The following is a 13,281-nucleotide window of genomic DNA, read 5'->3' on the forward strand; positions in this document are numbered from 1 at the left end:
CTAAGATGAATATAAAAAAAATCATAAAGACTGTTATCGATAAAACAAAAGGTGATTTTGCAAAAAAGTCTATAATTTCAATAACCCTTAAATTATTAGGGTTATTCTTAAGTTATCTTTTTACAGTTTTAATATCTAGAATTTTTGGTGCTGAAATTACAGGCAGATTTTCTTTAGCATTTACTATTTTAAATATTTTTGCCATAATCTTTGCATTAGGTATACCAGATGCAATCGTAAAATTATCTTCAGATTCAAATTATAAAGAATCATTTAATTTTAAAAAGATTTCTTTTAGACTAATCTTGATGTCTAGTATCTTAGGAGCTATCATTTTGTATGGTTTAGCGCATCCATTAACTTTATTTTATAAGGACTCCTCGTTGTATGACTATTTTGTAATTGCATCTATGACAATATGCCCATTAATCATATTACGTTATAATTATGAAAGTCTTAGAGGAAGAAACAAAATTGTAAAATTTGCTATTCTAGCTAATATAGTGCCGTACTTCATTGCTATTTTAAGTATATTTTTAATTCAATCATTAAGTAGTAATCTATATGGCATCATCTCGATGGAGGTTTACTTTATAGGGACCATATTAGCGTGTCTGTTAAGTTTTTTAATGGCTAAAGAACCCAATCAACCCAAAAAAGAATTCTTATCGTTAAAAAGAACACTGCATTATGCTCTTCCGATGTTGGCTACAAGTTCTTTTATTTTTATAATGGGGTGGACTGATACTTTGATGTTGGGCTATTTTAATTCCACTAAAGATGTTGGTATATATAATGTAGTAATTAAAATAGCACGAATAGCAATAATAATGTTGACGTCTATTAATTTGGTTTTAGCACCTAGGATTTCAGAATTGTATAGTAATTCTGAAACTGAAAAATTAAAGGGTTTAATTAAGGGGGTAAATAAAATAATTTTCATTTCTACCATACCAGTAGTGTTTGTAATACTAGTTGCTAATAAATTTATATTAGGCTTATTTGGGCCAGAATTTATTGCTGGTAGTACAGCCCTTGTTATAATTATAATTTCTCAATGTTTTAATGTAATGACAGGCAGTGTTAGTCAAGTTCTTAATATGACAGGATATCATAGAAATTTAAGAAATTTCACGATAATTAGTGCAGGGTTAAATCTAATATTGAATTTCATTTTAATTCCAATTTATGGTATTATAGGAGCTGCTATAGCAACAGGGGTGAGTAGTGTGCTACTTAATCTTATGGCTGTGATATTCGTAAAAAAACGATTAGGAATAATTACCTATTTTAACCCGTTTAGTTTTTGATTTTACGAAGTGTATTATTATGCTAAATTTTACGATATTAATCTTTCGTATAACTACTTTTATGCTTTTATTTAGTAAAACTTAAGATTGTAAAAAAGGAAGAGAAATTAAAGTATTTATAATATTAAAACATTGTCTGATTTTAAAGAGTAAGAGGTTAGAAAATATATTTAATTAACAATTTTTAAATAAATTATCTGTTTAATTACTGTAGAAAACTCAGAGTACCAATTCTAGTCCATTTTGGACCCTCGATATTAATAATTTATTAATAAAACAAAAATAATGATCGATAAGAAGTTAGATTTTTTATGTATCGGTGCCCAAAAGTCAGGAACAACATCTCTGCATGATATATTGGTGCAGCATCCTGAAATAGCTTTACCAAAAAACAAAGAAACTCATTTTTTTTCTCATGAGGATATTTATACGGAAGATATAGAGGATTATTATAAAATGTTTACAAGCAACTTAAGTTCTGATAAAGTTATAGGCGAAATTGATCCAGAGTACTTACCATCAAAATTAGCATACAAACGATTATATAAGAACTTTGGGCCTAATATAAAATTCATAGTTATCTTAAGAAACCCTTTTGATAGAGCTTATTCACAATATTTAATGTCTAAAAGGAGAGGTTTTGAACCATTAGGATTTAAGGAGTCTATTGAGGCGGAAAAGGGCAGAATAAATGATCAATTTAGTGATCTTTATCATTCTTATAGCACACGAAGTTTATACACGCCTCAAATTAAGAAATACCTAGAATTATTTGATTTATCAAATTTTCTTTTTATTAGGTTTGAAGATGATTTTTTAGATAATAAATCAGAAACAATTGACAGAATAACAACTTTTTTGGGTTTGCCCCCTTTTAATTATAATTTAAATATTGAGAGTAATAGGGCTTCAGTTCCCAAAAGTAAATTGGTAAGAGATTTTGTAGATAAACCAGGTATTATTAGAAAATATGGTAAGCATTTAGTGCCTTTTAGCGGATTAAGAAGGAGTATAATTAATAAAATAGATCACTTAAATAGAAAAAAGATATCGTACGCTGTTAATGAGAGCTTAAAAAAGGAATTAATTGAAAATTTGTTCTTAGAAGATATAAAAGAACTAGAGTCATTAACGAAATTAAATCTCAGTAGATGGTACAAAACAATGTAGGGGTTGTTACTTTGACATATGGTGATAGATTTGATTATGTTTCTAAGAATATTAAAGCGACTTTAGATTTAGAGCATGTTAAAAAAATGGTTGTTGTAATGAACGGTGTAAGTGAAACAACCTTATCTAAGTTAAACAATCTTTCTATTAATGAGCCTAAATTGATCATTCATGATTTAGAACATAATGCAGGTTCGGCAAAAGGATTTAAAGAAGGAATTGAAAAAATTTTAGAAGAGGATATAGAGTTTATTTGGTTGATAGATGATGATAATTTGCCACAACGAGATGCATTAAGCCAACTTTTAAAACACTGGAAGCTTTTAAACAAAGAAAACAAGCCGCTTTATTCATTATTGTCTTACCGCCCAGATAGAAATGTATATAAAGAGGCTATTCAGAGAAATAATCCATATTTTATGCTTGGCCCTGACAACTCTTTTTTAGGGTTTCATTTAATAAAAAAAATAAAACATTTATTTTTTAAAGATGAGAAAGTTCAAGAGATTAAAAGAACAGGAAAAGTAGCCGTAGCACCTTATGGTGGAATGTTTTTTAAGAGAGAATTAATTAAATTAATTGGACTTCCAAATGAGTCTTTTTTTCTTTATGCCGATGATCACGATTTTTCATATCGAATTACCAAAAACGGTGGTGAAATTGTACTAGTGCTGGATAGTGTTTTAACGGACTTGGAAAAATCTTTTCATTTAAAAAAACAAAATCGGGTATTAAAAACAAGATTTTTCTCAACAAATTCAAAAGATGCAATATTTTATTCTGTTAGGAATAACATATATTTTGAATGTAATTTTGTTGAAAGTCCAATTATTTATAATCTAAATAAGACTATCTATATCATCTTGTTATTTTTTGTAATGATATCTAAACCAAAAGATTTCTGGAAATTTCGCCTTATTTTAAAAGCTATTTATGCCTCAAAACAAATGACAAATGATTAAGCTTTCTAAATTATATAAACTTGCATTTGGCATAATAGTGATTTTATGTTTTTTGATGGGTGGAAGTATTCAATTTTTTATAGGTATCCCTAATATTGTTTATAGTTTAGGAGTATTGTCCTTTCTTTTAGTAATATATATATTATATATTTCAGTTAAAAAAAAGGTTTTATTAGACAGAGTTGTAGCCCTTTTCATTCTACTGTTTTTTTTCATTATTATAAGTGCTATTTATAATTCTACCGCTGTTATTAAGACATTAATTTATCTAATTTTTGTTCTTGTTCCTCTAAGTTGTTATTTATTTTTTCATATCAATAATAAAGAAGAATACCTACCTAAGGCCACAATTAGTAAATTGTTTTTAATAATAGCTTTAGTTCAGCTTCCTGTAATGCTTATCCAAAATTACGGATACGATTTTATTATAGATTTTAATAGAAGTAATCAGTCGATAGCTCCATTCGACTTTATGTTTGGTACCTTTTTTTTAAAAGCGGATCATGCACTAGGTTTTTTTTTATTATTCAACATAATTAATATTTACACACGTACTAAAGCAGCATCTATTTCTTCAAAATTAATAATACTATATCTAGTATTAACAATATTTTTTGGTGAGTCTAATGTATCTAAGTTATTGGTTCTTATATTTATTCTTTATATGGTTTACACTATAGTTCCTAAGAAAATTAGAATAATAGGATTAGTTGCTCTTGTGTTTTTAATACCAATCAGTCTTGTTCAATTAAATAAAATTAAAGCTTTTGAGACGGAGGTTTATTTTATAAAAAATCAATATAATATTAAAACATCCTTTCGTAATTACGAAATAGGAATTGCAAAAAGACCGCAAGTTGTTATTTCTTATGCAACTAAAATACCTCTAAAATTTATAGGTGATGGTCCCTATTCTTATTTTGATATTATAAAAGGGAAGTTTGCTTTAACAAAACATTTTTCTCAATTAATATGGGTATACGCAGATATAGGGTTGTTTGGGTTAACACTCTTAATATTAATATTATACATCTTAACATTAAACTTAGGTTTGTCGATTACATTAAGGTTTCTTGTATTTTCCTTTATCTTAGTTTATGCTTTTATGACAACTATACTTTCAGACTTGGTCATAATGATTACTTTTATGAGCTTATTAAAAAATAAGAGACGAACCCTATGAATATATTACTAATCCCATTTCACGATTGGAGGAAAATCTTACTAGAAGGTTTTAGAACAAGGGATGCACATTTCATTGAAGAATTCACTAAGTCTAAAAGTCATAAAATAATTATAGTCAACAGACCTACTACTTTTTTAGAGATTATATTAAAGAGAAAGAGAAACCTAATTAAAGGTAAAGTTGTACTTTCTAAAAGTAGTTTTAAGCTCTATGAAATAAAGCCTAATGTATATGTTATAGATTTTGTTTCTCTTAACGTCTTTAGTCAAATTTACCATAGCTATATCTGGTTTATAAATCAATATGGAAATGATAATTATATTGAGTTTATTAATGATGCTTTAGATTATTTAGGAATTAAGGATGATTATCACTTATTAAATCAGAATATATTTGCCTATAAACTGTCTGAAAAATTAAAACCAAAGAAATCGGTTTTTGATTGCTGGGATAATTTCGAAAAATTTAATGTTTATAAAAAATATCTGCCAAATATTGAATTAGGGTATAAAACGTACGCTAAGGTCGCAGATTTTTGGATGACAAATTCTAAAGATAACATAGGTTATTTTAACGAAAAATATAAACTTGATCAAATATTTTTAGTTAATAATGGTGTAGATTTAGAGCGTTTTGTTCATGCTGAATGTGTAGAATTCCCAGAGGATATGAAAGGTCTAAAAAGGCCCATAATAGGTTTTGGTGGTAAAATTTCACAACTCATAGATACTGAATTATTGAATAAAACCATGAAACTTTCTAACGAGGGTTCTTTTGTATTTGTAGGTCAAATATTAGACAAAGAAGTTTTTGATAAAATTGATAAACTAGATAATTTCTTTTATTTAGGAGATAAGCACTATGACCAATACCCCAATTATGTAAATAATTTTGATATTTGTATTGTTCCGTACGTTATAGAAAACGAAAAGAAGTCTGGGGCAAATACTATTAAAGTTTATGAGTATTTAGCAACAGGTAAAAAAGTTATTGGCACACCATCTAACGGTATAGAAGATCTTGCTAAAAACGTTTATATTGTTAATAATGCTAGTGATTTTGTATCTGAAATAAAGGATATAACGAACAATAAAGAGAGTATAGACCTCAATTTTCACTCGTGGGGATATAAATTAAAACAATTATTAAAGATTTTTGATAGTACGAATGAGAGTTAAGTTAAAAAAAAATTATTATAAGTTCTATTATTTGCTTCTTTGCTTTGTTGTTTTCGCTATTCCATTTAAACTTAATTACGGAAATTTAACTTTGATTATAGCAACTGTTTTTTCGGTTATTTTTATTTCAAAAAAAGAGATTATAAAATTTAAACCATTAATTTTTTATTTTCCTTTAATCTTTTTCTGCATTACGATAATTAGTAGTTTAACGAGCAAGAATGTTTTTGCAGGGTTAAAACGTACGGATTTAGAATTTCTTCCTATTATGATAGTAATTCTTCTTTTAAGTAAAAGAATTACTAAAAACATGATTAAGCAACTTTTTTTTGTGTTTTATTTATCTACAGCTTTCTTTACTTTAATTTTAATTCTTATTAGTGTTTATAACATATATTCAGGAAATAGCTCAGGAACATTCCATAATTTCACGTCTCCATACGATCAACATCCAGTTTATTTTGCTATTTATATATCTATATCGTTGTGTTATTTATTGATTTATCAAAAAACGTTAATATTCAAGGGGCATTTAATATTTAAAATTGTAACGATATTTATTCTTGTTTATGGATTAGTTTTGTCTGCTTCAAAAGCTGTTTTGTTCTTTAATTTTATAATATTTTTTCTGTATGTCTTTATGCGATATGAAAAAATTAAAGAGAGATTAATAGGGCTTTCACTATTATTAATATTTTTTGTATTTGTATCTAATAATACATTAATTAAAGACAGGTTTACTAATGGGTTAACTTTGTCATCGCAAGTATTAGATTTTACACCGACTGATGATTTTAGTGAAAAAAAGATATTTTCTTATGACGAAAAGAAAAACATAAGTGACTTAGAGCTTCGTTATATTTTTTCTAAAATTGCAATTTTTCATATTTACAATGATCATAAAATCGTTTTTGGTTATGGTCAAGGAGATGTGCAAAACTATTTAGATTATTATTTTTATTCATATAATTTAGCACCTAATTGGTATGACGGCTATAACATACATAATCAGTATCTTCATATTTTAATTACCTATGGGATATTTGTTTTAATCATGTTCTTATGGTATATAGGTTTTAGTTTATATATCGCAATAATTAATCGCAATTACCTTTACTTATTCTTTATATTAATTTGTAGCTTTGTATTTCTTTTTGAAGTAATTCTGGTTCGAAATAAAGGAATTATATTCTTTTATTTTTTTAACACATTATTCTTAACACATTATTTAGATTTTGAAAATAGCAATATTAGGAACAAGAGGTATACCAAACTATCATGGTGGTTTTGAGCAATTTGCAGAATCGTTGTCCGAGTATTTAATAGATAAAAATCATGAGGTAACTGTTTATAATTCTCATATGCACCCTTTTAAAGAGCATACATGGAAAGGAGTTAATATTATTCATCAATACGATCCAGAATATAAGATTGGTACGGCTGGTCAATTTATATATGATCTTAACTGTATAAGGCATTCTAGAAAGCAGAATTTCGATATTATATTGCAGCTAGGATATACCAGTAGCTCTATTTGGAATAAGTTCTTCGATAAACGTGTAACCATTGTAACAAATATGGATGGTTTAGAGTGGAAACGTTCAAAATATAATAAATCTACTCAACAATTTTTAAAGTATGCTGAGAAGCTAGCTATTAAATATAGCAACTTTATAGTTGCAGATTCTATAGGTATTAAAAGCTATTTGGATGATAAATACAATATTGAATCTGAGTATATAGCGTACGGTGCTAAATTATTTGAAATCCCTGAGGAAGACAAAATAAGCAAGTATAATGTTAGAAGTGGTGAATATAATATGTTAATAGCTCGGTTAGAGCCAGAGAATAATGTAGAAGTTATTTTGGATGGAGTTTCTCAATCTAAGACAATAACTGACTTTCTTGTTGTTGGAAAGCATGAGACTAAATTTGGTAACTATTTAAAAGATAAATATAAAAACCATTCATCAATAAAATTTTTAGGTGGTATCTATAATCAAAATGACTTAGACAATTTAAGGTACTTTTCAAATCTGTATTTTCACGGACATTCCGTTGGTGGTACAAATCCATCTTTATTAGAAGCAATGGGCTCTAAGGCCTTTATTATTGCTCATAATAATATTTTTAATAAAAGTATTTTAAAAGAAAACGCTTTTTATTTTAAATCAGATACAGATATTATAGAGTTATTACGTTTAGATAAAAAGAACTTTATGGAAAAGGTAGACTGTAATTTCTTAGAAATCAGTAATCATTTTAGTTCCAATTATATAAATTCTAAATATGAGAATTATTTAGAAAAATGCTTTCAACTAAAACAGCTATCTAGTACATAATTTTGTAAATGCTATTTCTAATTTTATTGATTAATAAGTTGCATCTAATCAGAAAAATTTTCTTGCTAAATGTATTCCAAACTATAGTATATTTTTATTTTGTAGATAATATTGTTAGTTGCATCTTTGATTAATATATTTATTTTGAGTCAAATCAAAATTAAATAGAGTTATAAGAAATATAAATTATTGTATTGAGTTTATTTAAGCAAGGCCGGTATTCGGGATATTTAAGACCAATTTCATACATTATTGATTTAATTATCATTAATGGCATTGCCGTACTTTATTTACTTAGAGGAAATGATCCATTTATTTTTTTAATAGTAATATCCTTAAGTTGGTTCTTAATTTCAATTTATGCTAGATTTTATGAAGTTTACAGATATACGAGACCTGTAAATATACTTTCTCTTATTGTTCAGCAATTTGTTCTATTTATACTTGTTGTTTTTGCTTTTTCAGGCTTGTATCATGAGCTTCATATATATCCAAGGCCTATTGTTAAATATACACTGCTGTGTTTTCTTTTTATTGTAATTTTTAAATTTACTATATTTTATTTATTACAGAAATATAGAACTTCTTTTGGGGGTAATTATAGAACCACAGTAATCATAGGGTTTAATAAAAAGACACTTGCTTTGGATAATTTTTTCAACAAGAATCCAGAGTATGGTTATTTACACAAAAAGACTTTTAATTTAAAGAACAAAACACACTCTCTTGAAGAATGTTTTCAATACGTTTTAAGAGAAGGAATTGATGAAATTTACTGTTCTATTTCAGAGCTGAGTAATGTTCAAATAGCAGATATTGTTCATTTTTCTGATAATAACCTTAAGATTTTAAAATTTATTCCGGATAGTAAAGAAATTTATTCAAAAAAATTAAAATATGAGTATTACGATTATATTCCTATTCTAACACTAAGAAATATTCCATTAGAAGATTCTGTAAATACTTTTATAAAGCGTGGTTTCGATATTGTTTTTTCTTGTTTAGTAATAATTTTCTTGCTGTCATGGTTGACACCTCTAATTGCAATTTTAATAAAATTAGAATCTAAAGGACCTGTGTTTTTTAAACAATCTAGAAATGGTTTTAATTATAAAGAATTTGACTGTTACAAGTTTAGATCAATGATGCCAAATACAGATGCCCATTGTAATCAAGCAACAAGGGGAGATCAGCGGGTTACCAAGGTTGGTAAATTTATTAGAAAGACGAGTATTGATGAATTACCTCAATTTTTTAATGTACTTTTTGGAGATATGTCGGTTGTTGGGCCAAGACCACATATGGTCAGTCATACAACTATCTTTGCAAAAAAAATTGATAAATTTATGGTGAGGCATTTTGTAAAACCTGGGATTACGGGTCTAGCGCAAACTAGTGGGTTTAGAGGTGAGGTGGAAACGGATAAAGATATTATTGGTCGAGTAAAGTATGATATATTTTATATAGAAAACTGGTCTTTGTTATTAGATATTAAAATTATAATTCAAACATTTGCTAACGCTGTAAAAGGTGAAGATAAAGCCTATTAAAAGAAACTTTTTATAATTAACGTACAAACCAAAGTTTATCTTCTAGAAAGATCTACAAAATATGGAATTTAAAAGAGGAAGATATTCATGGGTGCTAAGACCAGTATTAATTGTATCTGATCTTGTAATTTTAAATATTTTTTCTGTTGTTTTATTAAAATTTAATAAACAAGATTTATATTTTTTCCCCATAGAGTTGTTTAATGATAAGAATGTTCTATACTTAATATATTCAATAGTTTTTTGGCTTTTATCAACGCATTTTTTAAAGTTCTATAAAGTTTATAGATATACTTCATTATTAAATATTCTTTCCTTAATAATAAAGCAGTTTTTTGTTTACAGTATTTTAGTTTATGCATTTGTCGGCTTTTTTAGAAGCATTAATATCGAAGTTGATTTAGCTTTAGAATATTTATTTTGTGCTTTTGGTGCAATTAGTTTTATAAAATTACTTAGTTATTATGTTTTAAAATATTTTAGAATATATCTAAAAGGCAATCTTAGAAATATCATTTTAATTGGCAGTGGTTATAGTGTTGATGAGTTAAAAAAAGTATTTAACAAGAAAGAATTAGGCTATAATGTAAAAGCAGTTTTTAGTAACACAGAAAGCGATAGATCTGGGTCAATTGAAGATAGTTTTAATTATTTAAAACAGAACAAGGATAATATCGATGAGATTTATTGTTCAATAAATGATTTAGAAGAAAAAGACATTAACGAATATGTGCGGTATGCTAATTTAAATTACTGCAACATTAAGTTTATTCCAGATACGAAAAAGCTTTTCACTAAATGTTTTAAAACCGATTATTACAATTATGTTCCTGTCTTGTCTATACAAGAAGTGGCATTAAACAATGATGTAAATAAGTTTTTAAAGCGAACCTTTGATATTGTTTTCTCTTTATTTATAATAATTTTTGTGCTGTCTTGGGGTTCTGTTATTTTGTTTTTTTTAATTAAATTAGAATCTAAAGGCCCGTTAATCTACAAGCATAAAAGAACAGGCATTAGTTATCACCCATTCAATTGTTATAAGTATAGATCACTTACGGTTACAAAAGAATCAAAAGGAACCTATGTAACAGAAAATGATAAACGCCTTACTGTAATAGGTAAATTTATAAGAAGAACAAGCATTGATGAGTTACCTCAATTTATAAATGTTTTAAAAGGAGACATGTCTGTTGTAGGACCTAGACCACATATGTTATCTTATACAGATGATTATTCGAAAAAAATAAACAAGTATAATTTTATTTTTAGACACAATGTAAAACCAGGAGTTACAGGTTTGGCGCAGATTAAAGGCTATAGAGGAGAAATTAAATGCGATAAAGATATTATCAATAGAGTAAAATACGATATCTTTTACATTGAAAATTGGTCTGCATTATTAGATGTAAAAATTATTTTTCAGACCATCATCAATATTATTAAAGGAGATGATAACGCTTATTAAATTTTTCTATGCAACCTTTAGTTTCTATCATAACCCCAATGTATAACAATGTCAATGTTATAGAGAAAACGATTAAAAGTGCTCTTAGTCAAACGTATTCTAATTGGGAATTACTTTTAATAGATGACGCATCTACAGATCAAATTAATGACGTTTTAAAGCCGTATACCGATTCCGATTCAAGAATTAAGCTACTCACCCATAAAAAGAATAAAGGGGCAGCAGAAGCAAGAAATTTAGGGACCAAAATGGCTTTAGGGAATTACATTGCATTCTTAGATGCAGATGACCTTTGGCTTCCTAATAAACTTCAATTACAAGTTGCTCAGTTACAAAGTGGTATTACAGATATTAGCTTTGGAAGTTACGAATGGATAGATATTAATAATAAGCCTTTAAACATTAAAGTAAACGCATTGCCACAGTTATTGTACAAAAAGCAGCTTAAGGCCAATTATATAGGTAATTTAACGGGAATATATAATGCTGAAAAATTAGGAAAAATCTATACTAAAGATTTAAAAAAAAGGCAAGATTGGTTACTGTGGTTAGAGGCGTTAGATCGAAGTGATCAACCCGCAATTGGTATTCAAGAAACGCTTGCTTACTATCGCATTTCAGAAGGCTCGCTGTCTTCAAACAAAACCAATTTAATAAAACATAATTTTAATGTATATCGTAAAGGTTTAGGGTTTTCTTCAATAAAATCTTTTGCTTATTTACTACAGTTTTTATTCGAACATCTGTTGGTGAAAAAACGTTTAATTAAACCTATAGTTTCGAAATAAACTGCTTTAATTTTCCTGCTTTAGTACGTTTTAATTGCTCTACACGTTCAAAACTTACATTTATACCTGCTTCTAAATAACGTGTCATTTCTGCAGTAATGAGTTCTTTTTTTTCAAAATCTAGGTCTTCACGACTCACATACCGAATGATAAAATGATCTATTTTAGATTGTTCCACAATAAACTCTGAAACATTACCATCGTTTTCAATAACACTTTTAGTGATGTAATAAAAGGTTAATCCAGCGGCTTTTTTTCCACTAGGCAATATCACAATGCTATTTGTTCTTCCAATCAGTTTTTTAAGGATTGGTTTCCTAACGGTACTTTTTTTAGATAAAACACCAATATCACCCAAATCATATCTAATAAAAGGATGTGCTTTATTGTATAATGAGGTAATCACAACTCTACCTTCTTGTCCGTTGGGTAAAACATTATTATTATCATCTAAAATTTCAACAAATAACGTTTCGCTATTCACCTGCCATTCGTCTTTTGTATTCTGAAAAGCAATAAGATCTAATTCCGATGCGCCATATTCATTAATAACAGGCAATCCAAACTGACTTTCTAGCAGCAGCTTATCATCATCAAATAACATTTCAGAAGTAACAATACAGGCTTTTAAACTAGGACAGAAAGCGTTTAGAACAATATTCTTACGTTTTAGAAATTTAGCAAACTGTACAATTGAGCTTGTGTAACCATTTATAAAATCAAACTTTGTAGATTGAAACTTTATTAAAGCTTTTTCAAAGGCTTCATTACTTAAATCAAAGACCGAAAATCGAAAACGGTTACCAAAATAATCTTTCAACCGTTCCTTGTAATATCCTTTTTTATCTAACGGAATACCATAAAATCGGGCTTGTTTAGAGCTATTAAAATCAATACTATACCAACCAAATCGATTCATTATTTCTGCCCAAGTTAATGCGTGGCACCATTTGTCTTTTGCAAAAATGAAAGGATCACCAGAGCTGCCCGAAGTTTTATTTAAATAAACCGTTTTCGGTGTAAAATCATCACTTAAACGTTCTTCTAAAGGTTGCTGTAAATGGCGTTTAGTAATTATAGGAACTGAATTCCAATCGTTAAGATGAATAGATTTGCCTAAAGCCTTATAAAATGAATTATGCTCTAAATGATAAGAAACAATAGTGTTTTTTTGATGTTCAACATAAGCTGTAAAATCAATATCATTTTTAGCCTGAATTTCAGACAAAGCAGATTTAGCTTTGTGAATATCAAAGCCATTTAATTTTAAGGATAAATCGAATAATCTCAAGGTGATTTTTGACTTTAAGGTTTCCGTAAAATAATT

The 13,281-nt window shown here is 27.5% G+C and carries 11 protein-coding genes; 10 read left to right on the forward strand and 1 reads right to left on the reverse strand.

Annotated features, from left to right (window positions below):
- Positions 1 to 5: 5 nt before the first annotated feature.
- From HM985_RS06680 to HM985_RS06725, 10 genes are all read left to right on the forward strand, one after another.
- Entirely contained in the window at positions 6 to 1,310 is a 1,305-nt protein-coding gene (locus tag HM985_RS06680; RefSeq protein ID WP_179375497.1) for a flippase, read from the forward strand.
- Positions 1,311 to 1,595: 285 nt separating this feature from the next.
- Complete coding sequence (locus tag HM985_RS06685) at positions 1,596 to 2,480, forward strand: sulfotransferase family protein (RefSeq protein WP_179375498.1); 885 nt, start codon at positions 1,596 to 1,598, stop codon at positions 2,478 to 2,480.
- Entirely contained in the window at positions 2,462 to 3,442 is a 981-nt protein-coding gene (locus tag HM985_RS06690; RefSeq protein WP_179375499.1) for a glycosyltransferase, read from the forward strand. Before HM985_RS06685 ends, HM985_RS06690 begins: the two co-directional genes overlap by 19 nt.
- Entirely contained in the window at positions 3,435 to 4,625 is a 1,191-nt protein-coding gene (locus tag HM985_RS06695) for a hypothetical protein (RefSeq protein WP_179375500.1), read from the forward strand. Before HM985_RS06690 ends, HM985_RS06695 begins: the two co-directional genes overlap by 8 nt.
- On the forward strand, positions 4,622 to 5,806 hold the full coding sequence (locus HM985_RS06700) for a glycosyltransferase (RefSeq protein ID WP_179375501.1): 1,185 nt from the start codon (positions 4,622 to 4,624) through the stop codon (positions 5,804 to 5,806). Before HM985_RS06695 ends, HM985_RS06700 begins: the two co-directional genes overlap by 4 nt.
- 91 nt (positions 5,807 to 5,897) lie before the next feature.
- On the forward strand, positions 5,898 to 7,097 hold the full coding sequence (locus HM985_RS06705) for an O-antigen ligase family protein (protein ID WP_179375502.1): 1,200 nt from the start codon (positions 5,898 to 5,900) through the stop codon (positions 7,095 to 7,097).
- Entirely contained in the window at positions 7,042 to 8,148 is a 1,107-nt protein-coding gene (locus HM985_RS06710; RefSeq protein ID WP_179375503.1) for a DUF1972 domain-containing protein, read from the forward strand. Before HM985_RS06705 ends, HM985_RS06710 begins: the two co-directional genes overlap by 56 nt.
- A 194-nt stretch (positions 8,149 to 8,342) precedes the next feature.
- Positions 8,343 to 9,698, forward strand: coding sequence for an exopolysaccharide biosynthesis polyprenyl glycosylphosphotransferase (locus HM985_RS06715; protein WP_179375504.1), 1,356 nt, complete (start codon positions 8,343 to 8,345; stop codon positions 9,696 to 9,698).
- 61 nt (positions 9,699 to 9,759) lie between these two features.
- The gene (locus tag HM985_RS06720) at positions 9,760 to 11,166 is read left to right on the forward strand and encodes an exopolysaccharide biosynthesis polyprenyl glycosylphosphotransferase (protein WP_179375505.1); all 1,407 of its coding nucleotides are present in this window, start codon (positions 9,760 to 9,762) and stop codon (positions 11,164 to 11,166) included.
- Between the two features lie 8 nt (positions 11,167 to 11,174).
- Positions 11,175 to 11,954 carry a glycosyltransferase family 2 protein gene (locus HM985_RS06725; protein WP_179375506.1) on the forward strand — a complete coding sequence of 260 codons (780 nt, stop codon included), beginning with the start codon at positions 11,175 to 11,177 and terminating at the stop codon, positions 11,952 to 11,954.
- Here the strand turns inward: HM985_RS06725 and HM985_RS06730 are convergent.
- Positions 11,938 to 13,245 carry a phenylacetate--CoA ligase family protein gene (locus HM985_RS06730; RefSeq protein WP_179375507.1) on the reverse strand — a complete coding sequence of 436 codons (1,308 nt, stop codon included), beginning with the start codon at positions 13,243 to 13,245 and terminating at the stop codon, positions 11,938 to 11,940. The genes HM985_RS06725 and HM985_RS06730 overlap by 17 nt on opposite strands.
- Between the last annotated feature and the right edge of the window lie 36 nt (positions 13,246 to 13,281).

Source organism: Winogradskyella wichelsiae (assembly GCF_013403925.1).
GTDB lineage: Bacteria > Bacteroidota > Bacteroidia > Flavobacteriales > Flavobacteriaceae > Winogradskyella > Winogradskyella wichelsiae.

Excerpts from the sequence above, each read along its gene's own strand:
- HM985_RS06685 (WP_179375498.1), top strand. The coding sequence starts at position 1,596 with ATGATCGATAAGAAGTTAGATTTTTTATGTATCGGTGCCCAAAAGTCA.
- HM985_RS06720 (WP_179375505.1), top strand. The coding sequence starts at position 9,760 with ATGGAATTTAAAAGAGGAAGATATTCATGGGTGCTAAGACCAGTATTA.
- HM985_RS06700 (WP_179375501.1), top strand. The coding sequence starts at position 4,622 with ATGAATATATTACTAATCCCATTTCACGATTGGAGGAAAATCTTACTA.
- HM985_RS06690 (WP_179375499.1), top strand. The coding sequence starts at position 2,462 with ATGGTACAAAACAATGTAGGGGTTGTTACTTTGACATATGGTGATAGA.
- HM985_RS06725 (WP_179375506.1), top strand. The coding sequence starts at position 11,175 with ATGCAACCTTTAGTTTCTATCATAACCCCAATGTATAACAATGTCAAT.
- HM985_RS06680 (WP_179375497.1), top strand. The coding sequence starts at position 6 with ATGAATATAAAAAAAATCATAAAGACTGTTATCGATAAAACAAAAGGT.
- HM985_RS06695 (WP_179375500.1), top strand. The coding sequence starts at position 3,435 with ATGATTAAGCTTTCTAAATTATATAAACTTGCATTTGGCATAATAGTG.